The following is a 25,102-nucleotide window of genomic DNA, read 5'->3' as shown; positions in this document are numbered from 1 at the left end:
CGGACTACGCCTGCAGCGGCGTCGGGGAGTGGTCCGGCTGTCCTGCCTGCATCCGATCCGTCGCATCCTCGAGCAGCACGTCGATCAAGGTGACGGCGGCGTCCTTGTCGAGGGGATTGTTCTTGTTGCCGCACTTGGGCGACTGAACACACGACGGGCAGCCGGATTCGCATTCGCAGGCCTTGATCGCGTCGCGGGTGGCGGCGAGCCAGGTCCGGGCCTTGTCGTATCCGCGTTCCGCGAAGCCCGCACCGCCGGGGTGGCCGTCGTATACAAAGATGGTCGGCACCCCGGTGTCTGCGTGGATGGCCGTAGACACCCCGCCGATGTCCCAGCGGTCGCTGGAGGCAACCAGGGGCAGCAGCCCAATGGCGGCGTGTTCTGCAGCGTGCAGGGCGCCCGGGAACTGGGCCTCTATCAGCCCCGCGCCGGTCAGGGAGCGGTTGTCCATGACGAACCAGACTGCCTTGGTGAACAGGTCCCGGGCACCGAGCTGCAGTGGCTCCTCACCAAGGATTTCATTGGAAATCAGCGCCTTGCGCTGGAAGGAGACCACCTGTGTTGTCACTTTCACATCCCCGAAATGCACTGCCACATCGCCCCACTCGGTGGTGCGCTGTGTTTCGAGCACCTCGATCTGGGTCACGTCCCGGGCGGTGGTGTAATAGTCCGGGTTCGCCCGCCGGACCATCACGCAGTGGTCGTCCTCGTTCAGGTCTTCCACGACGTAGCTCTCGCCCTGGTGGACGTAGATGGCGCCGGTATGGGCCTGGTAGTGCGTCTGCGGCGAATCCATGGTCCCCAGCAGGGACCCGGTGTCCGCATCCACGATGCTTACCGGGCCGCCGCCGTCAGCCCTCAGGTTCACCATGCCGGCCGCGCTTTGCGGATGGGTCCAGAACCACCCCGCGGGACGGCGGCGCAGATAACCCCGGTCCACCAGCTGGTCCAGCAACTTCTCGGCTGTGGCACCGAACAGGCCCAGCTCGGCGTACCCCAGCGGCAGTTCGGCGGCGGCGGCGCACAGGTGCGGGCCCAAAACATAGGGATTGGAGGGATCAAAGACGGTGGCCTCGACCGAGGCGTCGAAGATCGCTTCGGGATGGTTGACCAGGTAAGTGTCCAGCGGGTCATCGCTCGCGACGAAGGCGGCGATGGCGTCCTGGCCGGCCCGGCCGGCCCGGCCGATCTGCTGGAACAAGGAGGCGCGGGTTCCCGGCCAGCCGGCAACTAGCACGGCATCGAGCCCGGAGATGTCGATGCCGAGTTCCAGTGCCGAGGTGCTGGAGACGCCCAGCAGCTCGCCGGACCGCAGTGATTTTTCCAGCGCCCGGCGCTCCTCCGGCAGGTACCCCGAGCGGTACGCGGCGACCCGGGGCGGCAGGCTGGGATCGACCTCGTCCAGCAGACGCTTGGTAATGCTGGCAATCGTTTCGGCCCCGCGCCGGGATTTAATGAACGCAATGGTCCGCACCCGCGAAGACACCAGATTGGCCAGCAGGTCAGCGGTTTCCGCCACGGCAGTGCGTCGCTCCTTGGCGCCGTTCTCGCCGCGGACTTCGGTCAGTGCGGGCTCCCAGAACGCGACGGTGGTGGCACCATGGGGTGACGAATCCTCGGACACGGCACGGACCGGAGCGCCGATGAGCCGGCCGAAGGAAGTCCCGGGCTCGGACGCCGTTGCGGAGGCGGCGATAAACACCGGCCCGGGTCCGTCGGGGCTGTAGTAGGCGCAGATACGGCGCAGCCGGCGCATCAGATTGGCCACGTGGGATCCAAAGACGCCGCGGTAGCTGTGGGCCTCGTCCACAATCACGTAGCGCAGCCGGCGGAAGAACCGTGCCCACCAGGCGTGGTTGGGGAGGATCCCGAAGTGCAGCATGTCCGGGTTGGCCAGGATGAAGTTCGCGTGGTCGCGGATCCAGCGTCGGGAGGCAGGGTCGGTGTCGCCGTCGTACGTCTCTGCCCGGACGGTGGGAATCTTCAGCGCCCGGATGGCAGCCAACTGGTCGGCAGCCAGAGCCTTGGTGGGGGAAAGATACAGTGTGACCGCGCCGTCGTCGTGGATCTTGCCCGGGTCGGCGAGGACCCGCAGTTCCGACCGGTGGATGGCATCTAGTGCCGGCAACTGGTAGGCCAGCGATTTGCCGGAGGCAGTGCCGGTCGCGATCACCACGTGTTCGCCGGCATGGGCGAGGTCGGCGGCCTGGATCTGGTGCCGGTAGGGCTCGTGAATGCCGAGCGAGCCATAGGCGTTTACCACGTCGGTGTGGGCCCAATCGGGCCACGGGGCATGCACGGCCTCGCGGGCGGCGATGGTACGCACATGGCGGAGCTGTTCCGGGTCCGGGCCGCGGCCCAGCAACGGAATCAGGGACTCATGCGGGTTCACTCAGCCATTCTTTCACCCGGCCTCAAATCGGCTTGGCGCGGGCGCTTCAGCTGCGCTTCAGCCGACCGACAAGTCGGCGCCTTCGTCCGAGGCGGACAGCATCAGGACCTGGCAGACCGGCGTCCAGCCGAGGTGCGAGTACAACTGCTGCCCGTCCAGCGATGCGAGCAACAATCCGGTTTGCACGTCGTGTTCGAAAGCCTGGGCGGCCAGGGCCCGCATGATGAAGCTGCCAAGACCCCGGCGCTGGTACCGAGGGTTGGTGACGATCTTGTCGAAGATTGCGGTGTGGTCCACAACGAACAGACGCCCGCTCGCGGCCACTTCATCACCGGCATAGACGACAGTATGGTGGACGCCGTCAGCCCGGGACGGTACCCAGCGAAGGTCATCATCCGGTAGCCATGGGTCCTCGGCGTCCTGGGTCTCCATGTCCACGATCATCATGCTCTGCGAGGCTGATGTGACGTTGAGGCCGTGTTCTTTCGCGAGACTGGTATACCTCGCCGGGTTATTGCTCAAGATGGTCAGGATCCGTGCGGGCACTTCCAGCGTGGCGGCGGCCAGCTGCGCAAACTCCGGATCCGAGGGATCATGGGCGAAATAATCCCACTCGGTGGTGGTGTCATCCCTGAAGGCTGCAGGAAACCTGCCCTCTCTGCGTGTCTCGTAACCCCGGCAGCCAGCCCAGCCTGTCACCCAGGTTTCCAGCAGATGGGTGGTGTCCTCAACCATGCGCTCAAGACTCATGTGATGAGCGTATTGCAGCCCTGCCGCAAGCAACAGGGTTCCGGTCCGGGAAGCGGTCCAGCTGACCCAATTGTGACCGGCAGGGTTACCGGTCGGACGAAAGGGGCGGGTACGCACCGGTGTCCGGACGGCGGGTACGGGCGGCCAGCTTGCGGCGGAGCGGCTGGCACGGCTGACGGATCACCGGGCCTGACCCAGCCGGTACCCTTAAAATGTGGCTCTGAACAGAATTGTGCTTTTTTACGGCTTCACCCCGCTCCCGGACCCGGAGGCTGTCCGGCTCTGGCAGCGTGCCCTCTGCGAGAAACTTGGGCTCACGGGCCGCATCATCCTTTCCAAGGACGGCATCAACGCAACCGTCGGCGGTGAGATCGGCGCGGTCAAACAATACGTTAAAACCACGCGCGAATACCCGGGGTTCCATGGCGTCGACGTGAAATGGTCCGAGGGCGGCGCCGCGGATTTCCCCCGGCTCAGCGTCAAAGTCCGCGACGAGATTGTCTCCTTCGGCGCGCCCGGGGAGCTCAGGGTAGATGCCAGCGGTGTGGTCGGCGGCGGCACGCACCTCAAACCCGCGGAACTGCACGAGCTTGTGGAATCGAGGCGGGAGGCCGGCGAGGAGGTCGTCTTTTTTGATGGCCGCAACGGTTTCGAGGCCCAGATCGGCAAATTCAAGAACGCCGTCGTCCCGGATGTGGCCACTACCCACGACTTCATCAAAGAACTCGATTCGGGCAAGTATGACGGGCTTAAGGACAAGCCCGTGGTCACGTACTGCACCGGCGGCATCCGCTGCGAAGTCCTCTCCAGCCTGATGGTGAACCGTGGTTTCACAGAGGTCTACCAGCTCGACGGCGGGATTGTCCGATACGGCGAAACGTTCAAGGACGAAGGCCTCTGGGAGGGGTCCCTTTACGTGTTCGATAAGCGTATGCACCTTGAATTCAGTGCCGACGCCAAGACCATCGGCGAATGCGTCCGCTGTGCGGCGCCGACGAGCAAGTTTGAGAACTGCTCCAACGCGGCCTGCCGCACGTTGACGCTGTATTGCGCGGAGTGCGCTGCCAGCCCTGCAACGCTCCGGTGTCCGGACGGCTGCGCGGCCTAATTCCCGCGCTCCGCATACCAGACCCGCCGGGTCCTGCCGCTACGGCGCGGGTGTCAGCTGGTAGGCGTAAAGGAGCGGAGCGTCGACGCTGGACGTGCTGATCTGCACCGTTCCGGCGGCCGGGACTTTGATCCGTGACGTCTCGCGGCTGCCGTTGCAGGCGGCCCCGGCCTCGGTCAGCCTGGCGCCGTCCAGGGAGACTTCGAAGAAGGCCTTGCCGCCGCCGTCGCAGCTTATGGTCAGCACGTAGTTTCCCGCGCCGATCCCGGTGGCGGATTTGACGATCGGATCCCGCTTGAGGATTTTCCCGGCGTCGTCGAGCACAATTCCGCCAGCAGCGGGAAGGGCCGTGGCCTTCCAGGCGGTCACGTCGGTTGATTCGACGGAGCCCGCTGCGGAACATGCTGTCGCGGCCAGGACGACGGCGGCACCTGCCGCGGCGCCGAGGGCACCACGCCGAAGGGATCGGGCGGGCCGCACGCGGGTCAGGGAACGCCGGAGGCCAGGAATATGAAGGAACATTCCTCAAACTTACCGCCGTTGACGCCGGCACCGGATTCCGCATCGACCCGGTGGCCGCCAGCGCTTGGCCCGCCGCAGCACATCGCCAGGATCGCCGGGACCACCAGTCGGACGCTGCGTCACTATGACGACCTCGGACTGCTTAAACCCAGCAGGACGGGTAACAACGGCTACCGATTCTACGACCAGGCTTCCCTGCTCCGGCTGCGGCGGATCCTGTTGCTGCGGGCCTCGGGCTTGGGCTTCCGGCCATCGCCGAGGTCCCCGGCCACGAGCCCGATGCCGAAAAGGCGCTCGACCGGCACCTGGACTGGCTGCGGCAGGAACAGCAGAGGCTGGCCCGCCAGATCAGCTCGGTCCGGCGCACGATTGCAGAGCTGAAAGCAGGAGGAGAGATTATGGCAGCGACGATGTTTGACGGGTTTGACCACACCAAGTTCCAGGATGAGGTGGAGCAGCGCTGGGGCGCGGAGACGTACGCGACGAGTGACGCCTGGTGGCGGGGGATGAGCCAGGCCGAGAAAGACGCCTGGAAGCAGCATTCCCGGCAGTTGGGCAACGACTGGATTGCGGCAGCGGAGTCGGGTATCCCGGCCGACGGCAGCGAGGCGCAGGAGCTGGCCCGCCGGCAGGTCGAATGGCTTGCCGGCATTCCCGGAACACCCGCAGCACCCGGAACACCCGGAACACCCGCAGCACCCGGAACACCCGCAGCACCGTCCGCCGGCGGCGGCGTCAAAGGCTACGTCACCGGTCTGGCCGAGATGTACGTTGCCGATCCCCGCTTCGCCGCGAATTACGGCGGCGAAGCGGGGGCATCCTTTGTCCGTGACGCCTTCCGCATCCACGCCGGCAAACACTTCTAGGATAGACACCGCCGGGCCGGGACTAAACTTGTCCGGTGACTCCTTCAACGCACTTCACGGCCGGCACCACCCCCGACGCCCCGCGCAGCGATCTGCCCGGCCTGCTCGATTCGCTGGCCGCGGACCTGCGCCGCATCGGCTACACCGTTGACGGAGTGGCAGAACTTCTCGGCGCCGCAGCGCACGGCGCCCTAAGCCGTGACCAACTCGTTCCGGCGCTGATCAGCACGGAAAAGGCCCGCTCGGGGGAGGGAACGACGGGGGCACTCGCCGCCGTCGTCCGGTTCTGGCTGCTGGCCGAACCGCAGACCGGTGCCACACTCGATGCCGCGCTGCCCGGCATCCGCACAGCAGGCCTGCTGGAGCTCGGTCTCGTGGAGCCTTCCGAGGGTGGCCTGATACGGGCGAAAGTCGATCTCCGGCCGTACGGCTGGGACGGAACCCCGGGGGAGGACTCCGATGGCCGCGGCGGGGCGGAGCTCTGGGTGGCCAGCGACCTCGCCGCCCACCAGCAACCCGGTGTGCTCCGCCGCGACCATGTGCTCGGAATCGGGCAGGCATCCACTACCCTCGTGCAGGTTACCGCCCGGCGGCATGTGGCCCGGGCCCTGGACCTCGGGACCGGCTGCGGTATCCAGACGTTCCACTTGCTGCACCACGCCGACCACGTGACTGCTACCGACATTTCCGCACGGGCCCTTGCCTTCACCCGCTTCAACCTGCTGCTCAACGCCGGTGGGCTGCACCTTGACCCCCTCGACCTGGAAGCCCGGGTGAGCCTGCGCCAGGGCTCGCTGCTCGATCCGGTGGCGGGCGAGGAGTTTGAGCTGGTGGTCTCCAACCCGCCGTTTGTGATCACGCCGCGAAGCTCGGGGGAGGCCGCCGCAGACCAGTTCACCTATCGCGACGGCGGCCTGCCGGGCGATGACATCGTCGCCGGGCTGGTCCGGGACCTTCCGTCGGTCCTGACGCCCGGCGGGACGGCCCAGTTGCTGGGAAACTGGGAAATCCCGGCCGGGGCCGAGTGGGCCGAACGGCCGCAGGGCTGGGCCGGACCGGATGCGGACGTCTGGTTCATCCAGCGTGAGCAGGTCAGTCCGGAACAGTACGCAGAAACCTGGCTGCAGGACGCCTCCTCGGCGCGTGACCGGCTGCTCTACCAGGATTCCTACGCCGCCTACCTTAACGACTTCGCTGCCCGCGACGTTGATGCCATCGGTTTCGGGATGATCTGGCTGCGGCGCCCCGCCGGAGGTTCCCCGGTACTGAGGCGCTTCGAGGAGATCACCTATCCGATTGAGCAGCCCGTTGGTCCGTACCTCGGTGCGGCCGTGGAACGCGCAGACTGGCTGGCGGCCCACGAGTTGGCCGCCACGCACCTGTTGGTGGCGGAGGACGTTACCGAGGAGCGGCACCAGCGCCCCGGCGCCGAACACCCCGGCGTAATCCTGCTGCGCCAGGGTGCCGGCTTGCGCCGCACCAACCTGCTCAGCACCGAGCTCGCCGGTTTTGTCTCAGCCTGCGACGGGGATCTGTCCGTCAGCCAGATCATCGGCGCCCTTGAGGCGCTGCTTGGCGGCGGCGAGGGGTGGGACAGCCGGGCCTTCGACGCCGGGCTCCGCGCCGAAGTGGCGAATCTGGTCCGGGACGGCTTCCTGCTTCCGGCCTGACGCGGCCGGAGCGATTGGCGCGGCGTCGCTGCCGAAGCGCGGCAAGACATATGCGGCGACTGCCAGCCCGGCCAGCACCCCGCAGGCGCCGGCGACGAGGAAGCTCGCCCGGATGGGGAACAACGCGCCGAGCAGCCCGCCCAGCGCCAGCGCCCCGATGGAGACGGCCCGGGTCAGTCCGCCGATGACCGCCATCGCCTGGCCCCGGCCGCTTTCGGCGACCCGCAGGATCACAATCGCCCCGAAACACGCGTTCAGCGCACCACAGGCCGCCCCCATCGCGGTGTAGGCGGCAAAAAGCAGTTCCAGGCTGGGCACCAGCGCCATGATTCCCAGGAAGGCGGAGGTCAGGGCCATCGAGACCAGCAGTGCGCGCAGGCGGGTTGCGGCGGTCTTGATGCGGCTGGCAAGCACCGCCCCGGAGGCCATCCCGAGTCCGAAGAACGCGACCAGCAGCCCGTACTGCGTTTCGGTGGCGCCGAACTCGTCACGGGCGAGAAAAACTTCAAGGACATTGGTCGCCTCACCGACCGCAATGAAGAACAGCACACCCAGGATCAGGGACCAGACCAGGCCGTCCCGCCGGATTCGGCGCAGGCCGTCCAGCAAAGCGGGGTTCGTCTTGCCCGCCCGCTCGGCGGCCGTGCCCCGGCGCGTCCGGATGAGCAGGGCGCCGGCGCCCATCGCCAGGTAGCACCCGCTGGCCACGGCAAAGACGAGGCCGGATCCGCCCCAGCCGCTGAGCAGGCCTCCCGCTGCCGGTCCCGCCATGCTGGCGATCATAATGGTTGCCTGCATGGTGCCTAGAGCCCGGGGGGTCCGGTCTTCACCGACGAGCCGGGGCAGCAGGGCCTGCCAGGTAGGGCCGGCCACAGCCTGCGCGGCGTCGAGGAGGAAGGTCATCGCGTAGAGGGCCGGAAGGTAATTTTCCACGTACTGCAGGCTCAGCCCCATGCCTGCGACAGCCGCGGCACTGACCACGGCGGACGCCGTCGCCAACGTCCGGGAATCACGCGTGTCCGCCAACCGGCCGGCCCACGGGGCGAGCAGCGCCAGCGGGAGCGCGGAGCAGAACAGGTAGGCTGCCACCAGCCAGGGCCCTGCCACGGCGGTCTGGCCGGTCGCGGCCAGGTTCTGCAGGTGCAGCATCACGCTGATGATGACGGCGCCCGCGCCGGCCGTGGCGACAAAGCGGGAGCCGCTGGCAAGGACGAAATCGCGGTTCCGCCAGAGCGGCTGCGCAGCACGGGACGCACCCGGCGGGGTCTGAAGGGCCTGTTTCATTAATAGAAAAATACCCGCGGGGGATTAGCATGTCAAGCATTTCTTTCATAGTTTGGCCGTGCTCGGTAGACTGGTGGAGTGAATGCAGAAACCCCCATTGCTGACTCACCGGTCCCTGCGGGCACAACGCGCCGGCAACGCCCGGAGAAGAACGTCGAGATCACCGACCCTAAGGCGATCCGGGCGCTGGCCCATGCGGCCCGGCTGGAGGTCATTTCCGAACTGTATGCAACCCAGGTCAGCCGGACGGCCACGGAACTCGCCGCCCAGACGGGGCTCACGCCGAGCGCGATGAGCTACCACCTGCGTGCCCTGCAGAAATGGGGGATTGTGGTGCCCGCCGCCACCGCCGGCGATGCGCGTGAGCGCCGCTGGCAAGCCGCGGGGACCGACTTCACCATCAATTCAGGCGGCGGAGTAGCGAGCCCCGAGTTCGCCGTGCTGGACCTTGAACTGGACGCTTACCGGCGTCGGGTTAAGGCCTATGCCGGCACCCGGGACGAGCAGCGCCGGCGCGGCGACCCCGTGGACGGAGCCTCTTCGGTGGTGCTGGCCAGCAATCTGCTCTACCTGACGACTGACCAGCGTGCGGAGCTTAACAGCCGGCTTTTTCAGCTGCTGCGCGACTATGAGCTTGAGGACCCGGACCAGGTCCCCGAAGGGGCGGAACGGATGGCGACCATGTGGTCGATGATCCCGGATGACCGGGGCCGGCCTCCGCAACGGGCCACGCAGAGTCCTGGCTGAAGGCGTTGCCGGGCCGGGGCTGCTGCGCCCCGCCGCGCGTTGCCGGGCCGGGGCTGCTGCGCCCCGCCGCGCGTTGCCGGGCCCAGGTTCATGACGCCCGGAAGTCGTGCCGGCATGCCCGCCATTTCGGGCCGAATGCGCGGGAATCCGCAAAATATGGTGAACTAGGCGGGTATGGGCGCATCTGCCCGAGCAACCTTTTTCTGTAGGAGCACAGTGCCAAGCAAGGCCAAAACCGGCAAGAAACTCGTGATTGTGGAGTCTCCCGCCAAGAGCAAGACCATCGCCAAGTACCTCGGCGAGGGCTTCATCGTCGAGGCCTCCGTTGGTCACATCCGGGACCTCCCGCAGCCCTCGGAATTGCCCGCGGAACTGAAGAAGACCTCGGTGGGGAAGTTCGCCGTCGACATTGATAACGACTTCAAGCCGTACTACGTGGTCTCCCCGGACAAGAAGAAGAAAGTCGCGGAACTCAAGGCCCAGCTTAAGGACGCCGACGCTCTTTACCTCGCAACCGACGGGGACCGCGAGGGCGAGGCCATCGCGTGGCACCTGCTGGAGGTCCTCAAGCCCAAGGTTCCGGTCTACCGCATGACCTTCGGCGAAATTACCAAGGAAGCCATCCACCGGGCGATGGACAACCTGCGCGATGTCGACCAGGACCTCGTGGACGCGCAGGAGACCCGGCGTGTGCTGGACCGTCTCTACGGCTATGAGATCTCCCCGGTGCTCTGGCGCAAAGTGGCCCGCGGGCTCTCCGCCGGCCGGGTGCAGTCGGTTGTAACCCGCATGGTGGTGGCGCGGGAGCGTGAGCGGATGGCTTTTACAGCCGCCTCGTACTGGGACCTGACCGGCCAGTTCGGCGCAGGGTCCGGTTCGTTCAAAGCCAAACTGGCCCTCGTCGACGGCGCCAAGGTCGCCAGCGGCCGCGACTTCAACGACAGCGGCGAGCTCACCTCCCGCAACGCCGTGCACCTCAATGAGGAGCTGGCCAGATCCCTGGCCGCGGGACTGCAGGGCGCCGACTTCCGCGTCCGCTCCGTCGATACCAAGCCGTACACCCGCCGGCCGGCCGCGCCGTTCACCACGTCCACATTGCAGCAGGAGGCGGGCCGCAAGCTGCGCTTCTCCTCGAAAAGCACCATGCAGGTGGCCCAGCGGCTCTACGAAAACGGCTACATCACCTATATGCGCACGGACTCCTCCGCGCTGAGCAACGAGGCCGTCACGGCCGCAAGGCGCCAGGCCTCCGAACTGTACGGTGCTGAATACGTCCCGGCTTCGCCGCGCGTCTACAGCGGCAAGGCGGCCAACGCGCAGGAAGCCCACGAGGCCATCCGGCCCGCCGGTGACTCCTTCCGTACGCCGGCCCAGGTGGCCAAGCAGCTTTCCGGCGACGAATTCCGCCTCTACGAACTGATCTGGAAGCGCACCGTCGCCTCGCAGATGGCCGATGCCAAGGGCTCCACCGCCACGATCCGCCTTGGTGCGGTGACCTCCGGTGGTGCAGCCGAACGCCGCGACGCCGAGTTCTCGGCCTCCGGCACCGTGATCACCTTCCCCGGTTTCCTTGCCGCGTACGAAGAAGGCAAGGATGAAAGCCGGGGCGACGAGGACTCCGAGGAAGCCCGACGGTTGCCCAACGTGGCCAAGGACGACGCGCTCACGGCATCGGATATCGTCGCCGTCGGACATGAGACGTCGCCGCCGCCCCGCTTTACTGAAGCGTCCCTGACCGCCGAGCTGGAAAAGAAGGGCATTGGCCGCCCGTCCACCTACGCCTCGACGATCTCCACCATCCAGGACCGCGGCTACGTCCGGAAGCAGGGGTCCGCGCTGGTCCCGAGCTGGATCGCGTTCTCCGTGGTCCGGCTGCTCGAGCAGCACTTCCACGACTACGTGGACTACGAATTCACCGCCGACATGGAAGCGGACTTGGACAAGATTGCCAACGGCCAGGCGGCGGGTCCGGCCTGGCTCAAGCACTTCTATTTCGGCGAGGATTCCGATCCCGGCCTGCTGAGCATCGTCAACAACCTTGGCGAGATTGACGCGAGGGACATCAACTCGATTCCGATCACCGACGCCATCACGCTCCGGGTCGGAAAATTCGGCCCGTATTTGGAAAGCTCCGTTCCAATGGTCGATCCGAAGACCGGCGAAGTGGTTGATGCGGCCCGCGCCAACGTCCCCGAGGACCTGGCACCGGACGAGCTCACCGCGGCCAAGGCGGTCGAGCTGATGGAAACCGCTGCCCCCGAAGAGCGGGTGCTCGGCGCGGACCCGCATACCGGACACACCGTCGTCGCGAAAAATGGCCGCTACGGCGCCTACGTCACCGAGATCATCCCGGAGATGACCGAGGAGCAGCTCGCCAACCAGCCGGTCGAGTATTACAAAAACGGAAAGCCGAAGCCCGCGAAGAAGCCCGTAAAGGCCAAACCCCGCACCGGGTCGCTGTTCGCATCGATGAGCGTCGAATCCATCAGCCTGGCCGACGCCCTGGAGCTTATGAGCTTGCCCCGGGTCCTCGGACAGGACGCCGAAGGCAACCCGATCACGGTGCAGAACGGCCGCTTTGGCCCGTATTTGAAAAAGGGCACAGACTCCCGGTCCATCGGCTCGGAGGAGGAAATCTTCACCATCACCCTCGAGCAGGCCCTGGAGATCTACTCCCAGCCGAAGCAGCGAGGCGCCCGGGCAGCCGTGCCGCCGCTGGCAGAGTTCGGTCCGGACCCGGTCTCGGAGAAGAACATCGTGGTGAAGGAAGGCCGCTTCGGCCCCTACATCACCGACGGAGTCACCAATATCACAGTTCCCCGCTCCACCTCGGTGGAGGAGCTTACCCGCGAACAGGCTGTCGAACTGCTCGCGGACAAGCGGGCCAGGGGGCCGGTCAAGCGCACGACGGCGGCTCGCAAGGCTCCGGCCCGCAAAGCCGCAGCCAAGAAGTAGCCTGCCTCGCGGGTTCCGTCCCGGCTCGACGTGTCAAAACGTCGGCGGCGGACGGGGGCCGCGAGCGGTTGTCCACATGGCCGGCGGGAGGGGTGCCCGGGCCCTGGTAACCGCGAAATGCTGGGCGGCATGGGACCCTCCGAGCCATACCCGACCGACCAGCTTGCCGTGGCTATGGGCCAGCGGGCACCTAACGCAGGCCCAGGCCGGCCAGCGCCCACCGGACCACCAGCACCGGCGGGCGCGCCCGCCCTGCGGGCCGGGGTACTGCCGGTGGGCAGGCTGTGGCGCACCGAGGAACTGCGGGACCATGGAATTTCTGCCCGCCGGGTGCGGCAGTTATTGGAGCAGGGTGCCATTCTCCGGGTCCGTCGGGGGTGCTATGTCCTGGGCAGCTTCTGGTCCTCCCTGGACCGGGACGGGATTTCCCGGACCAGGATCGACGCCTACGCACACAGGACGCTGACAACCTCCACCGGCAGCTTTGTTTTCAGCCATACGACGGCAGCCAGGCTCCACGGCCTGTTTCTCTGGCAGGTGGACGATACGATCCACCTCACGGTGCCGTTCCTGCCTTCGTCCGGTGGCCACGCGGGCGACGTCATTGCGCACACTCGTCCGGTGCCGGCAGAAGATGTCACGGAAATCCAAGGCTACCGGGTGACATCCCTCGCGCGCACCGCACTCGAGTGCTGCCTGATCCTCAACTTCCGCCAGGGCCTGATTCTTATGGATCATGCCCTTCGGCTTGGTCTCGACCCCGGGGAGCTGGAGCGCCAGGCGGGCCAGCTCCGCCGGGTCCCCGGGATCGGTTCGCTTCGGAAGGTGCTCGCTTGTGCGGACGCCCGGTCCGAGTCGCCCGGTGAGACCCTCACCCGGGACCTGATTCGACGGCTGCGGTTGCCCGCACCCGTGCTGCAGTTCGACGTCCGGACCAGGTTGGGTCTGTTCCGGACGGATTGTGCATGGCCGGACCGGCGGGTGGCACTGGAATTTGATGGCCGGCGGAAATACTTTGATTACGCGCCCACGGCGGAGGCAGTCTTCCAGGAGCGGCGCCGAGAAAAGGCCTTGATGGAACTCGGGTGGAAGGTGGTCCGGGTCGAGTGGCGGGACCTGTTCCGCGAAAGCGAGTTCAAAACCAGGCTGCTCCGGGCCCTGGACTCGTGAAGTGCTCGCGGGTTCAGTCCGTGCTCGCGGTGTCAAAACGTCGACGGCGGACGGAACCCGCGAGTCACACTCGCGTTTGCGGACCGGGGCGCAACGTGATCGAGTAGGAGTATGACTGAACAGCCCGATCACTTGGACCTCCAGCCGCTCAACGACCTCGAAGAGAAGCTTGCCCGGGGCGAACAGCCGGACGCCAACCCCGTTGACGTCATTCTGGCTTTCCTCAACAACGAGGTCTACATCGTCAGCTCCGAGGCGCTCGAAGGGGCCGACGCCAAGGTTGAGCCGCTGGTGCTTGCCAACTCCGCCGGAAGCCCCGTCCTGGCGGTGTTCTCGCACCCCAGCCGCGTCTCCGAGCAGTACCTGACTGCCGCACCCAACGTCCTTGGCACCCAAGGCGCCGCGATCCTCGGAAACCTTGGCGAGGATCTTGGGATGGTCATAAACCCCGGTGCTGCCTTCGGCTTTGAGATCGACCCGGAAGGCGTAGCCAACATCCGACGCGACTTCAAGCCCGCCGACGAGCCGGACGAGGCCACCGGCCGGGACCACCAGCCGTAACCAGGGCCCGGCCGCTGCCGGCCCGTTAGGCGGGCGGCGCTCCCCGGGGAATAATGGCCCTATGCGTCTAGGCGTCCTCGATATTGGCTCAAACACTGTCCACCTCCTGCTTGTGGATGCCCACCCGGGGGCGCGTCCGGTGCCGTTCGCCTCGCATAAGCGCCCCCTGTCCCTCGTGCAGTTTCTCGAGCCCGACGGCAGTATCAACGACGCCGGCCAGCGTGAGCTGATCGAGTTCGTCCTCGAGGCGTGGGAATTCGCGGCCAAGCACAAGGCCGAAGACTTGCTGGCGTTCTGTACCTCCGCCATCCGCGAGGCTGCCAACGGGTCCGCAGTGCTGGCCCGGGTCAAGCATGAGACCACCGTGACGCTGCGGGAACTGACCGGCAGCGAAGAGGCCTCCATGACTTTCTTCGCCGTGCGCCGCTGGTACGGCTGGGGCGCCGGACCCGTGCTGAACCTGGACATCGGCGGCGGTTCTTTCGAGATGGCCTACGGCGAGGACGAGCTCCCAGAATATGCGACGTCGGTCCCGCTTGGTGCGAGCCGACTGACCCGGGACTGGCTGGAACAGGACCCGCCCTCGGCCAAGAGCGTGAAGGAGCTTCGCCGCTACATCCGGGCCACACTCAAGCCGGTGGTGCGCGACTTCGCAAAGCTGGGCAAGGCCAACCATGTCGCTGGCACCTCCAAGACGTTCCGCTCGCTGGCCCGGATCGCCGGGGCGGCGCCCAGTGGCGCCGGGCCATACGTTAAGCGTGAGCTCTTCGCGACGGATCTGGGCTTGTGGGCGCAGCGTATCTCGGCCATGGAGGTTGAGGACCGGCTAAACCTTCCGGGTGTTTCCGAAGCGCGCGCTCCCCAGCTGCTGGCTGGGGCCCTGGTGGCGGAGGCCGCCCTCGAAATGTTTGAGTTTCGCAGCCTGGAGATCTGCCCGTGGGCTCTTCGCGAAGGCCTCATCCTCCGCCGGTTGGATCAGCTGGTCTTCGAAGGTCCGCTGCAGCCGGCGCCCCATGTGACCCAGTCCGGCCACCCTGCTGAGCCGCAGTTGCCCGAGCCGGAGCCGGCGGAGGTAAACAAGTCCCGGCCCGCGGTCGTCCGGTGAACGATTTCCTGGCCGCGGGTTGTCGATCCGGCCGCCGGCCGTTCGTCTAGAAGTTGAGAGGCCGGCAGGGAGCCGGCCGATTCGCCAGGGAGGACAGCACCATGGCACAGTACCTGCTCAGCCTCTACCAGCCCGTAGGCCCGGCCCCGGCCCCGGAAGTCCTTGGGCCCATCATGGCTGACCTTGCGGCCCTGAACCGCGAAATGAGGGCGGCCGGAGTCTGGTTGTTCGCCGCTGGCCTTCATCCCACCGATACCGCCACGGTCGTGCGGCAGCAGGGCACCGAGGTGCTCATCACGGACGGTCCCTTCGCCGAAGCCAAGGAACATCTCGGTGGGTTCACCGTCATCGACGCAGAGGATCTCGACGCCGCGCTGGTTTGGGCAGGCAAACTGGCCCGCGCCACGACCCTCCCCATCGAAGTACGACCGATCCAGCACTAGGCACCACCGGCAATGGCCTGCGACCCCGAGCCCGAACCACCGCCTGAGTCCGCTGGGACGCCGGCGGCGGAGGCGGATATTGCCCGGGTAATTGCGGCTGCCGCGTCCGGGCCGCGGTACCGGGGGAGGGGGTATCCCCCGCGGTGAATGACGACGTCGTTTAACGAACGAAGGCACCGGCCGTCCGCTGCGGGAAAATGGGGGGAAACCCGCTGCAGACGACCGGTGCCCGGCAGGCATCCGCATGCCTGCTGCATCACTCGCACCCTCAATGAGGTAACTACGACGTTAGTCACGGATGTTGTGAAGACGCTGGCGCAAGGGTGAGAACTGGCTGTGAATCGGGCCCGACTGCCATGATGGGTGCATGAGTAACCGAATCGCATTCCTGGGCTGTGGATCAATGAACGAGGCCATCCTTGGCGGACTGATCGCGGGCGGTGCTGACCCGGCGGACATCGTCGCCACCGTCCGCCGCGCTGACCGCGCCGCCGAACTCGCGGAACGGCATCACGGCATTACAGCCATCGCCGGGGCGGAAGAGCCGGACAACAACAAACAGGCTGCCACCGGGGCCGACGTCGTGATCCTGGGCGTCAAGCCGGTGGGGATCGCGGACCTTGCCCGCGAGATCGGCGAGGCGCTGGCACCGGACACGGTTGTCATCAGCGTCGCGGCGGCCGTGTCACTGGAGCAGCTGGAAGCCGCGCTGCCGGCTGGCCAACCAGTGATCCGGACCATGCCCAACACCCCTGCGAAGCTGGGCCGCGGGGTGGTGTCCGTGTCGCCGGGCACCCACTGCTCCCCGGCCCAGCTGCAACTGGCCAAGGACGTCCTGGCCGCCGCCGGCACCGTCGTCGAGATCCCCGAACACCAGGTGGACGCGCTGTCCGCGATCAGCGGCTCCGGCCCGGCGTACGCGTTCTATCTGGCCGAAGCCATGGCCGACGCCGGCGTCGAACTGGGACTTGACCGTGAGCTCTCGCTGCTCATTGCCCGGGAAACCGTCGCCGGGGCAGGCTTTATGCTGGCCGAGCCGGACGCAGATCCGTCGGCGCTGCGCAAGGCCGTCACCAGCCCCAACGGCACTACCGAGCGGGCCATCGCCACTTTTGACGCGCGCGGCCTGCCCGGGATCATTGCCGACGGCGCGCGGGCAGCCGCCGAACGGGCCGGGGAAATCACCAAACAGCTGGCCTAGCTGCGACGCCGGCGCAAGCCAATGACGGAAACCGGACCTGATGGCAGGATAGGACCCATGGAACTGCACATCACAGGGGATCCCGCAGCGGACAAACTCCTCAGCGACGACGCGTTCGCGCTGCTCACCGGCATGCTGCTGGACCAACAGGTGACAATGGAGTCGGCCTTTGCCGGTCCCGAAAAGATCCGGACGCGCATCGGGTCGATGGACCCCGCGGCGATCGCCCGGTACGCTCCGCAGGAGTTCGTTGAGGTGTTCAAGGAGCGCCCGGCCGTCCACCGTTTTCCCGGATCAATGGCCGGCCGCGTCCAGGCCCTGGCCGAAACGGTGCACAGTGACTGGAACGGGGACGCCACCGCCATCTGGACCCAGGGAGACCCCGACGGGCCGGAAGTGCTGCGCCGGCTCAGGGCATTGCCAGGGTTCGGCGAGCAAAAAGCCAAGATCTTCCTGGCGCTGCTGGGAAAGCAGTGCGGCCTCCAGGCCAAGGGCTGGCGCGAGGCTGCCGGCCATTACGGCCAAAAAGACGCCTTCCTGTCCGTCGCCGACATTGTTGATCCGGAGTCGCTGAGCAAGGTGCGCTCCAGCAAACAGGCCGCCAAAGCCGCCGCCAAGGCTGCGAAGACCGGCGGGAACTGATCCTTCGCGATACCTTGCGTGGCATCCGTAATCCGTGGCTGAGGTGGGCCCGGCGCCGGACGCGGCTTGAGCTGCCCTACGGCCGGGCCGCGAACCGCTCCAGCAGGTCCACGTGGCCGGAAACGATGAGCATGTCCCGTGAAGAAACCTTCGTCTCCGGACGGGCGTAGGTGAAGTCCTCGCCCGGGGACTTCACCCCTACAATCGTGACCCCGTACTTTGACCGAACCTTCGATTCGTCCAGGGTAAAGCCCACGGTCTCACGCGGCGGGTACATCTTCACGATCGCGAAGTCGTCGTCGAACTCGATGAAGTCCAGCATCCGCCCGGAGACCAGGTGCGCCGCCCGGACACCCGCATCGGCCTCCGGGTAGATCACGTGGTTGGCGCCGATCCGGGTCAGGATCTTGCCGTGCGAGGGCGTGATGGCCTTGACCCACAGGTGCTCGATGCCCAGGTCCACCAGGTTCACCGTGATCAGCACCGACGATTCGATCGAGGTGCCCACTCCCACCACGGCGGAGCTGAATTCCTGCGCGCCAAGCTGGCGGAGGGCGTCAATGTTGGTGGCGTCGGCTTCGACGACGTGGGTCAGGACGCCGGACCATTTCTGTACGAGGTTCCGGTCGCGTTCGATCGCCAGCACCTCACGGCCCTGCTTGACCAGTTGTTCTGCGGTGGAGGCGCCGAAACGGCCCAGCCCGATCACCAGCACGGGTGCATTGTGGGCGGGACGGTTGGCGGCGCTTGAGGAACTAGCCAATGATCGGTCTCTCTTCCGGGTAGTGGAACAGCTGGCTGCGCTGGCGCAGCGCCAGTGCAGCCGCAAGGGTAACCGTCCCGACGCGACCCGCAAACATCAGGACGGTGAGGACGTAGACGCCGGACGGGGGAAGTTCGGCACTGAGATTCGTGCTGAGGCCCACCGTGGCGAAAGCGGAAATCGTCTCAAAAAGCACCCGGTCCAGGGACGCGCCGCTGATCTGAAGCAGCAGCATGGCGGACACCGCAACGAGTGTGGCCCCCGCGACGATGACCGAGATGGCCACGCGCATGGTTCCCTGCGGGATGGTGCGGCCGTACACCTTCACATCCGAATCGCCGCGGGCCTCGGCGACGATTGCCAGGAACATTACGGCGATGGTGGTCACCTTGATGCCGCCGGCCGTGGATGCCGAGCCGCCGCCGGCGAACATCAGCGCATCGGTCAGCAGCATGGTGGTGGAATCCATCTGGTTCTGGTCCACCAGGTTGAAGCCACCGGAACGGGTCATCACGGATGCGAACAGCGAATGAATGACCTTGTCCCCGACGTTCATTCCTCCGATGGTCCTCAGGTTCTGCCATTCCATCAGGCCCCACAGGAGGGTGCCGCCGACCAGCAGGATCACGGATACCTGGATGGTTAGTTTGGTGTGCAGGTTCCATTTCTTCCAGTTCAGGCCGTTCTGCTGGAGCACCATCACCACAGGGAAGCCCAGGCTGCCGAGGAAGACACCAATCATCAACGGAACGAGGATCCACAAATCCGTTTCGTACGGCACGATGCCGTCCGAATGGGGCGTAAACCCGGCGTTGTTGAACGAGGAAATAGCGTAGAACACACCGTGCCAGACAGACTGGCCGAAGCTTTCGCCGAGGGCCAGGAATCGGGGGATGAGAGCCAGCGCCAGGACGCCTTCGATGGACACTGAAGTGACAATGACGATCCGTAGCAGGGTGCCGACCTCCCCGAGCCGGCCGGCGTTGTTCATGGCCTCCTGAGCGATGAGCTTGCCGCGGACGCCGAGTTTCTTGCTGACCATCAGGGCCAAGAGCGAGGCGAGCGTCAGGGTGCCGAGGCCGCCGACGAAAATACCGACCAGGATCACAAGCTGGCCGAAGAAGGACCAGTGCACGGCGGTGGACACCACTGTCAGGCCGGTGACGCAGACGGCCGACACGGCGGTGAACATCGCCTGGTGCAGGGCGGTGGGGTCCCCGGTCGCTGAGGACACCGGGAGGGAGAGCAGCGTAGTAAATACCAGTATGACCATGCCGAACGCCGACAGGGCCAGCCGTGCCGGGGAGGTGTTGGCGATGTTGTCGATGAAGTCGCGAACGCGGGTGAAGATCCACAGGCCTTCCCGCTCCGGAGTGCCGGGGTGCCAGTTGGCCGGGCTCGTGGACCTCGACTGGCTTTGCGTCATGGGTGGCTTATCCTCGCTTGAAACTGCTTCCTTGAGTAGTAAACCACTAAACCCCGCGCAATGACGGTGGGCAGGCCTCCACGCTCGGGTAGCCTGTGACTGATGACATATCTGCCGGGGCTCGCGCAGTCCGCACTGCCGACGACGGTGGTGTGGGATCCTGCCATGACCGCCTACAACTTCGGCCACAGCCACCCGATGGCCCCGGAGCGGATGGAACTTACCGCCAGGCTCGCCCAAAGCCTCGGACTTTTGGACTTGGACCACGTCACCGTAGCGGCTCCGGAAGTCGCAAGCGATGCCGAACTGTGCACCGTCCACAGCCCGGAATTCGTCGCCGCCGTGCGGCGCGTAAGTGCGGATCCCGGGACCCCGGACATCGAACGCGGGCTCGGGACCGAGGATGACCCGGCCTTTGCCGGCATGCACGAGGCCAGCGCCCGGCTGGCCGGCGCCTCACTCCTGGCCGCCGCCGCGATCCTCGACGGCAGCGCCGTGCGGGCGGTGAACTTCGGCGGGGGCATGCACCATGCTGCCCGCAACCGTGCGAGCGGTTTCTGCATCTACAACGATGCGGCCCTCGCCATCCAGCGGCTGCTCGACGGCGGGATGCAGCGTGTGGTGTACATCGACATCGACGCCCACCACGGCGACGGTACGCAGAGCATTTTCTGGAACGATCCGCGTGTCCTGACTATTTCCCTGCACGAGACCGGGCTGACCCTGTTCCCGGGCACGGGTTTCGCCAATGAAATCGGCGGACCCAACGCGCAGGGCAGCGCCGTGAACGTCGCCCTGCCGGCCGGAACAGGTGACGGCGGCTGGCTGCGGGCCTTCCACGCCGTTGTGCCGCAGCTGGTGGGCGCCTTCCAACCGGAGGCCATCGTCAGCCAGCACGGCTGCGACTCGCACCGGTTGGACCCGCTGACGCATCTCAACATCAGCGTCGACGGCCAGCGGGAGGCCGCCACCGCGATCGGCAATCTCGCGGCCCGCTATTGCGAGAACCGCTGGATTTCCACCGGCGGAGGCGGCTACAACGTTATTACTGTGGTGCCTCGGTCCTGGAGCCACCTGATCGCCATCGCGGCCGGGCGGCCTGTCTCGCTACATACCCCGGTACCGGAGGACTGGCGCCGCTACGTCTTGGACAAGTACGGCGCCAAATATGGTGTCGCCGCACCGGAAATCATGGGCGACGGCGTCGACCTCTGGTGGCGCTCCTGGGAAGTCGGCTTCGACCCGAACGACGACGTGGACCGGACCGTGATGGCCACCCGCAAGGAAGTCTTCCCGCTCTATGGCCTGGATCCCTGGTTCGACTAGGGCAGTTCCCGAAGCGGGACCGGTGCGCGGCCTGCCGGCGCCACCGGGCCCGCGATTTAGTGGATGCCATCCGGCGTATATGTCGCTAGTGTGGAGGAATGGTGACAGACGACGTATTTGCCGTCATTGCTGAGGCAACCCGGCGTGACATTCTGGTTTCCCTCCGCGAGGGGGACAAGGCAGTGGGGGAACTGGTCCAGGAACTCGAGGCCAGCCAGCCCACCATTTCCAAACATCTGAAAGTGCTCCGCGAGGCGGACCTGGTGAGCATGCGTGCCCAGGGCCAGAAGCGTTACTACGCGTTGAACCCCAAACCGCTGGCCGGTGTCGCCAGCTGGCTGGAGACGTTCGACGTCGGCCGTCCCGCCGACGCTGAAACGTCCGCCCTTGCCGCTGCAGTGCCTGCCTCGGTGCCGGCTGCCCCTGCGCTGTCGGAACTCCCGGCTGGCAGCGCACTGAGCCCCGCCGTCGTCCTCCCCGTCGGCACCGCCGGGGACGACAAGCGGCCGCAGCAGATCGGCCGCTCTGTTGGCCGCGCCGCCACCCGAGCCGCTGACCTGCTGGCGAACCTGCCGAAGTTCGGCCGCAGGAAATAGCTGGGCGGGCGGGCTACTTGGCGAGCAGCCGCACGTGGTCCGGGGTCAGCTCCGAGATCCGGCTGACGCCCAGCAAGGCCATGGTCCGGAGCATATCCGTCTCCAGGATCGCGATGGCCCGGTCCACACCGGCCCGGCCGCCCGCCATCAGTCCGTAGAGGTAGGCGCGGCCGATCAGGGTGAAATCGGCGCCCAGGGCCAGGGCAGCGATGATGTCCGCCCCGCTCATGATGCCGGTATCCAGAATGATCGCTGCGTCGCTGTGGTCCGCCTGGAAGGCAGTTGCGACCTCCGGAAGAAGATGGAACGGGACCGGAGCCCGGTCCAGCTGCCGGCCGCCGTGGTTGGAGATCACGACGCCGTCGGCGCCGTGGTCAACCACCTTGCGGGCATCCTCGACCGTTTGGATGCCCTTGACCACAAGCTTGCCCTTCCAGGTTGCGCGCAGCCAGTCCAGGTCCTCGAACGTCAGTGTGGGATCAAACATCGAATTGATCAGGTCCGCGACGGTGCCGGTATAGCGCGAGAGCGAGGCAAATGTCAGCGGCTCATGGGTCAGGAAATTGAACCACCACGCCGGCCGGTAGGAGGCATCTGCAACCGTCTTCAGCGTCAGGGCCGGCGGGATCGTCATGCCGTTGCGGACGTCCCGGAGGCGGGCGCCCGCGACGGCGGTGTCCACGGTAACCATCAGGGTGTCGTTTCCGGCCCTGGCCGCGCGTTCGATCAGCTCCAGCGAGCGGTCCCGGTCCGTCCACAGGTAGAGCTGGAACCAGTTCCGGCCTCCCGGTGCGGCAGCGGCCACGTCCTCGATCGAGGCAGTGCCCATAGTGGAGAGTGTGTAGGGGATTCCGGCCGCAGCGGCGGCCTGGGAGCCGGCGTACTCGCCCTCGGACTGCATCATCCGGGTGAAGCCGGTAGGCGCGATACCCACCGGCAGCCGGGATGGCTTACCGAGGATCTGCGTGCCAAGGTCCACCTGGGAGACGTCGCGCAGGATGCCTGGCCTGAACTCAATATCCAGGAACGCCTGGCGGGCACGGCGCATGGTGATCTCGGCTTCGGCCGCGCCGTCCGTGTAGTCGAACGGGGCCTGCGGGGTGCGGCGCTTGGCCATGTCCCGGAGATCCCAGATGGTGCTGGCCCGGCCCAGCCTGGCGGCACGGCCGAACCCGGGCTTCTTGAACTGCATCAGCGGGGCGAGGTCCGAGTACTTCGGGACGCGGCGCTTGAGGGCCGCGGGAACGCTGCCCGGGGTGGCCACGGCGGGACGGCGGTCAGCGCCGGTGTCTGTTGGCTGGGTGGGAGCCTCGGGGTTGCCGGGCTCGATGGTCTGCGTCATTGCTGCCTCCGGGCAGGTCTCGTCGTCCTGGGTGTCGGGTCCCCACAAAGAATATGCCGGCGGGGAATGTGGTCCGACCACATTCTAAGTCTATGGTCCAACCACATCAAGTAGGCTGGTGATATGCGCACCCACCAGCTTGTCCTGACCTGGATTGAGGGCCAGCTCTCCAGCGGTCGGCTCGCCCTGGGCGGACGCCTGCCGCCCGAACGCGCCCTGGCCGAGCAACTCAAGGTCTCCCGTACCTCCGTCCGTGAGGCCATCCGGGTTCTGGAAGCCATGGGAGTGCTCAGGGCCGGGGTCGGGTCGGGCCCGGAGGCGGGCACTATTGTCATCGCAGACCCCACAGCAGCCCTGGGCGCCGCCCTCCGGCTGCACGTGGCCACCTCCCACCTGCCGGTTAAGGACATCGTGGAGACGCGTGTGCTGCTGGAGTCCTGGGCCGCAGCCCGCGCCCGTCCGGATTCGCCGGCACTCGCGGAGGCGGCAAGCCTGCTGGAAAAAATGGAGGACTGTGCCGGGACAGAGACGTTCCTGGCGCTGGATGTGCAATTCCACCTGGCGCTGGCGGATGCCGCGGGCAACGCCGTGGTCAGCGCGATGATGGGCTCCCTCCGCGAAGCCATCCAGGACTACGCCGGCGGGTTAACCGGCAACCTTCCGGACTGGAACGCCACGGCTGCACGGCTTCGCGTGGAACACCGAAGCATACTTTCCGCCATCACCGGCCGCGACGGCGGCCGGGCGGCCCGGCTGGTGGCGGACCATATCGAGGGTTACTACGCGGAAGCCGGGGTGCGGCCCGGGGTGCGACCCAGTGTGGGACCCGGGGTGCGGCCCAGTGCGGGATCCGGCGTGTGATCCGGCGTGTGGTCTGCTGCGAAGGCGGCAATGTTACGCGCCCGTTTTTCCGTCACGGCAAGCGCCGGGCTATTGTCGGGTCATGACTAATCGTTGGTATGCGTATTTTTCGTTGGCTCTGGAGGGGCCCGCGTCTAGCTAACACGCAACCAACCTTCCTTCAGAGCCAACAGGGCAGAGACTATTCTCTGCCCTTCGCCATTTCCCGGCGGGTTCTGATCAGGGCCCGCTCCGCACCTCGGAACAGGACCCGCCCCATGAGTATCGAAGCAGCCCCAGAGTCCCACCAATCCACCTCGAACCTGCGCGTGAGCGAGTTCACCCCGCTCCCCACCCCGCAGGAGATCGCTGCTGATTTGCCGCTGGATGCCCGACTGGCCGACGTCGTGGCCCGCGGCCGGGACGAGGTCCGCGCCGTGATGGACGGCGTCGACGACCGCCTGCTGGTTATTGTTGGCCCCTGCTCCATTCACGACCCCGAGGCTGGCCTGGAATACGCCCGCCGGCTGGTCAGCCAGGCCGAGAGGCACCGCGAAGACCTGCTGATCGTAATGCGCACCTACTTCGAGAAGCCCCGCACCACTGTGGGGTGGAAGGGCCTAATCAATGACCCCCGGCTGGACGGCAGCCACGACATCGCCGCAGGCCTGCGAGCGGCCCGGTCTTTCCTGCGCCAGGTCACCGGGCTCGGTCTCCCCGCCGCCACGGAGTTCCTGGAACCCATCAGCCCGCAGTACATGGCGGACCTCGTCGCCTGGGGCGCGATCGGTGCCCGCACCACGGAGAGCCAGATCCACCGCCAGCTGGCGTCCGGGCTGTCGATGCCGATCGGCTTCAAGAACGGGACCGACGGCGACCTGCAGGTGGCGCTCGACGCGTGCAGTGCCGCGGCAGCCGCCCAGGCGTTCCTCGGGATCGACGGTGCAGGCCGGGCCGCACTGGTCGCCACCGCCGGCAACCCGGACACCCACATCATCCTCCGCGGCGGACGCGGAGGACCGAACTACTCCGTCGTGGACATCGAGGTCGCCACCGCCAAATTGGCCGCCACGCGGCTGAACCCCCGGCTGATCGTTGATGCGAGCCATGCCAACAGCGGCAAGGATCACCGCCGGCAGGCTGAAGTTGCCCTGGAAATCGGCGCCCGGCTGGCGGGCGGCGGCAGCATGGGGGGAGCCATTGCCGGCGTGATGCTGGAGAGCTTCCTGGTCGGCGGGGCGCAAAGCCTTGACGTTGCCGAGCATGCCGCCGGAACGGACAAGTTGGTCTACGGCCAGAGCGTGACGGACGCCTGCATGGACTGGGATGTTACGGAATCGGTGTTGGCGTCGCTGGCGGATTCCGCTCGTGTGCGCCGGACCCGCGCCTAAAC

At 66.7% G+C, this 25,102-nt stretch carries 20 protein-coding genes and 2 pseudogenes; 15 read left to right on the top strand and 7 right to left on the bottom strand.

The features are described from left to right. Window positions 1-4: 4 nt before the first annotated feature. Both QK287_RS00865 and QK287_RS00860 read right to left on the bottom strand, forming a co-directional pair. Window positions 5-2,392, bottom strand: coding sequence for a DEAD/DEAH box helicase (locus QK287_RS00865; protein ID WP_226775476.1), 2,388 nt, complete (start codon window positions 2,390-2,392; stop codon window positions 5-7). Window positions 2,393-2,449: 57 nt separating this feature from the next. After that, entirely contained in the window at window positions 2,450-3,142 is a 693-nt protein-coding gene (locus QK287_RS00860) for a GNAT family N-acetyltransferase (RefSeq protein WP_282358671.1), read from the bottom strand. Window positions 3,143-3,356: 214 nt separating this feature from the next. On the opposite strand from QK287_RS00860, the gene QK287_RS00855 reads away from it, so the two are divergent. Next, on the top strand, window positions 3,357-4,250 hold the full coding sequence (locus QK287_RS00855; protein WP_282358669.1) for a rhodanese-related sulfurtransferase: 894 nt from the start codon (window positions 3,357-3,359) through the stop codon (window positions 4,248-4,250). Between the two features lie 39 nt (window positions 4,251-4,289). On the opposite strand, the gene QK287_RS00850 is transcribed toward QK287_RS00855, so the two are convergent. Further along, window positions 4,290-4,772: a hypothetical protein gene (locus tag QK287_RS00850; protein ID WP_282358667.1), complete on the bottom strand. Its 483-nt coding sequence runs from the start codon at window positions 4,770-4,772 to the stop codon at window positions 4,290-4,292. A gap of 81 nt (window positions 4,773-4,853) precedes the next feature. Between QK287_RS00850 and QK287_RS00845 the strand changes: the two are divergent. Beyond that, window positions 4,854-5,638 (top strand): annotated as a pseudogene (locus tag QK287_RS00845) (TipAS antibiotic-recognition domain-containing protein). Between the two features lie 35 nt (window positions 5,639-5,673). Then, window positions 5,674-7,308 carry a methyltransferase gene (locus QK287_RS00840; RefSeq protein ID WP_226775481.1) on the top strand — a complete coding sequence of 545 codons (1,635 nt, stop codon included), beginning with the start codon at window positions 5,674-5,676 and terminating at the stop codon, window positions 7,306-7,308. 27 nt (window positions 7,309-7,335) lie between these two features. Here the strand turns inward: QK287_RS00840 and QK287_RS00835 are convergent. Beyond that, a pseudogene (locus QK287_RS00835) lies at window positions 7,336-8,592 on the bottom strand (MFS transporter); the annotation flags it as partial. Between the two features lie 78 nt (window positions 8,593-8,670). Between QK287_RS00835 and QK287_RS00830 the strand changes: the two are divergent. From QK287_RS00830 to QK287_RS00795, 8 genes are all read left to right on the top strand, one after another. Beyond that, window positions 8,671-9,339 (top strand): winged helix-turn-helix domain-containing protein, encoded by a 669-nt coding sequence (locus QK287_RS00830; protein ID WP_226775482.1) that lies wholly within the window; start codon window positions 8,671-8,673, stop codon window positions 9,337-9,339. A 216-nt stretch (window positions 9,340-9,555) separates the two neighbouring features. Continuing rightward, entirely contained in the window at window positions 9,556-12,294 is a 2,739-nt protein-coding gene (topA, locus tag QK287_RS00825; protein ID WP_282358661.1) for a type I DNA topoisomerase, read from the top strand. A 129-nt stretch (window positions 12,295-12,423) separates the two neighbouring features. Further along, complete coding sequence (locus QK287_RS00820) at window positions 12,424-13,464, top strand: type IV toxin-antitoxin system AbiEi family antitoxin domain-containing protein (protein WP_282358659.1); 1,041 nt, start codon at window positions 12,424-12,426, stop codon at window positions 13,462-13,464. A 111-nt stretch (window positions 13,465-13,575) separates the two neighbouring features. Continuing rightward, a complete protein-coding gene (locus tag QK287_RS00815; protein ID WP_282358657.1) occupies window positions 13,576-14,025 on the top strand; it encodes an SseB family protein in 450 nt (149 codons plus the stop codon). Between the two features lie 61 nt (window positions 14,026-14,086). Beyond that, the gene (locus QK287_RS00810) at window positions 14,087-15,130 is read left to right on the top strand and encodes a Ppx/GppA family phosphatase (protein ID WP_226775486.1); all 1,044 of its coding nucleotides are present in this window, start codon (window positions 14,087-14,089) and stop codon (window positions 15,128-15,130) included. Between the two features lie 101 nt (window positions 15,131-15,231). Continuing rightward, complete coding sequence (locus QK287_RS00805) at window positions 15,232-15,573, top strand: YciI family protein (protein WP_282358656.1); 342 nt, start codon at window positions 15,232-15,234, stop codon at window positions 15,571-15,573. A gap of 367 nt (window positions 15,574-15,940) precedes the next feature. Continuing rightward, window positions 15,941-16,774, top strand: coding sequence for a pyrroline-5-carboxylate reductase (gene proC / locus QK287_RS00800; RefSeq protein ID WP_226775488.1), 834 nt, complete (start codon window positions 15,941-15,943; stop codon window positions 16,772-16,774). A gap of 57 nt (window positions 16,775-16,831) precedes the next feature. Beyond that, window positions 16,832-17,416 carry an HhH-GPD-type base excision DNA repair protein gene (locus tag QK287_RS00795; RefSeq protein ID WP_282358654.1) on the top strand — a complete coding sequence of 195 codons (585 nt, stop codon included), beginning with the start codon at window positions 16,832-16,834 and terminating at the stop codon, window positions 17,414-17,416. A 76-nt stretch (window positions 17,417-17,492) separates the two neighbouring features. On the opposite strand, the gene QK287_RS00790 is transcribed toward QK287_RS00795, so the two are convergent. Together QK287_RS00790 and QK287_RS00785 are read right to left on the bottom strand one after the other, a co-directional pair. Next, window positions 17,493-18,131, bottom strand: a complete 639-nt coding sequence (locus QK287_RS00790; RefSeq protein ID WP_024365693.1) for a TrkA family potassium uptake protein — start codon at window positions 18,129-18,131, stop codon at window positions 17,493-17,495. Window positions 18,132-18,171: 40 nt separating this feature from the next. Next, window positions 18,172-19,605, bottom strand: coding sequence for a potassium transporter TrkG (locus QK287_RS00785; protein ID WP_226775490.1), 1,434 nt, complete (start codon window positions 19,603-19,605; stop codon window positions 18,172-18,174). A 102-nt stretch (window positions 19,606-19,707) separates the two neighbouring features. Between QK287_RS00785 and QK287_RS00780 the strand changes: the two genes are divergently transcribed. Beyond that, window positions 19,708-20,931, top strand: coding sequence for an acetoin utilization protein AcuC (locus tag QK287_RS00780; protein WP_226775491.1), 1,224 nt, complete (start codon window positions 19,708-19,710; stop codon window positions 20,929-20,931). Between the two features lie 98 nt (window positions 20,932-21,029). Further along, a complete protein-coding gene (locus tag QK287_RS00775) occupies window positions 21,030-21,527 on the top strand; it encodes a metalloregulator ArsR/SmtB family transcription factor (protein ID WP_226775492.1) in 498 nt (165 codons plus the stop codon). A 13-nt stretch (window positions 21,528-21,540) separates the two neighbouring features. Here QK287_RS00775 and QK287_RS00770 read toward each other — a convergent pair whose 3' ends face one another. Beyond that, the gene (locus QK287_RS00770; RefSeq protein WP_282359024.1) at window positions 21,541-22,869 is read right to left on the bottom strand and encodes an alpha-hydroxy acid oxidase; all 1,329 of its coding nucleotides are present in this window, start codon (window positions 22,867-22,869) and stop codon (window positions 21,541-21,543) included. Between the two features lie 123 nt (window positions 22,870-22,992). Between QK287_RS00770 and QK287_RS00765 the strand changes: the two genes are divergently transcribed. Continuing rightward, entirely contained in the window at window positions 22,993-23,730 is a 738-nt protein-coding gene (locus QK287_RS00765) for an FCD domain-containing protein (protein WP_282358645.1), read from the top strand. 257 nt (window positions 23,731-23,987) lie between these two features. Next, complete coding sequence (locus QK287_RS00760; RefSeq protein ID WP_226774183.1) at window positions 23,988-25,100, top strand: 3-deoxy-7-phosphoheptulonate synthase; 1,113 nt, start codon at window positions 23,988-23,990, stop codon at window positions 25,098-25,100. Window positions 25,101-25,102 lie beyond the last annotated feature (2 nt).

Source organism: Arthrobacter sp. AL05 (assembly GCF_029960715.1).
Taxonomy (GTDB): domain Bacteria; phylum Actinomycetota; class Actinomycetes; order Actinomycetales; family Micrococcaceae; genus Arthrobacter.
The sequence above is the reverse complement of the archived record's forward strand: the minus strand, read 5'-3'. Positions and strand labels throughout refer to the sequence as shown.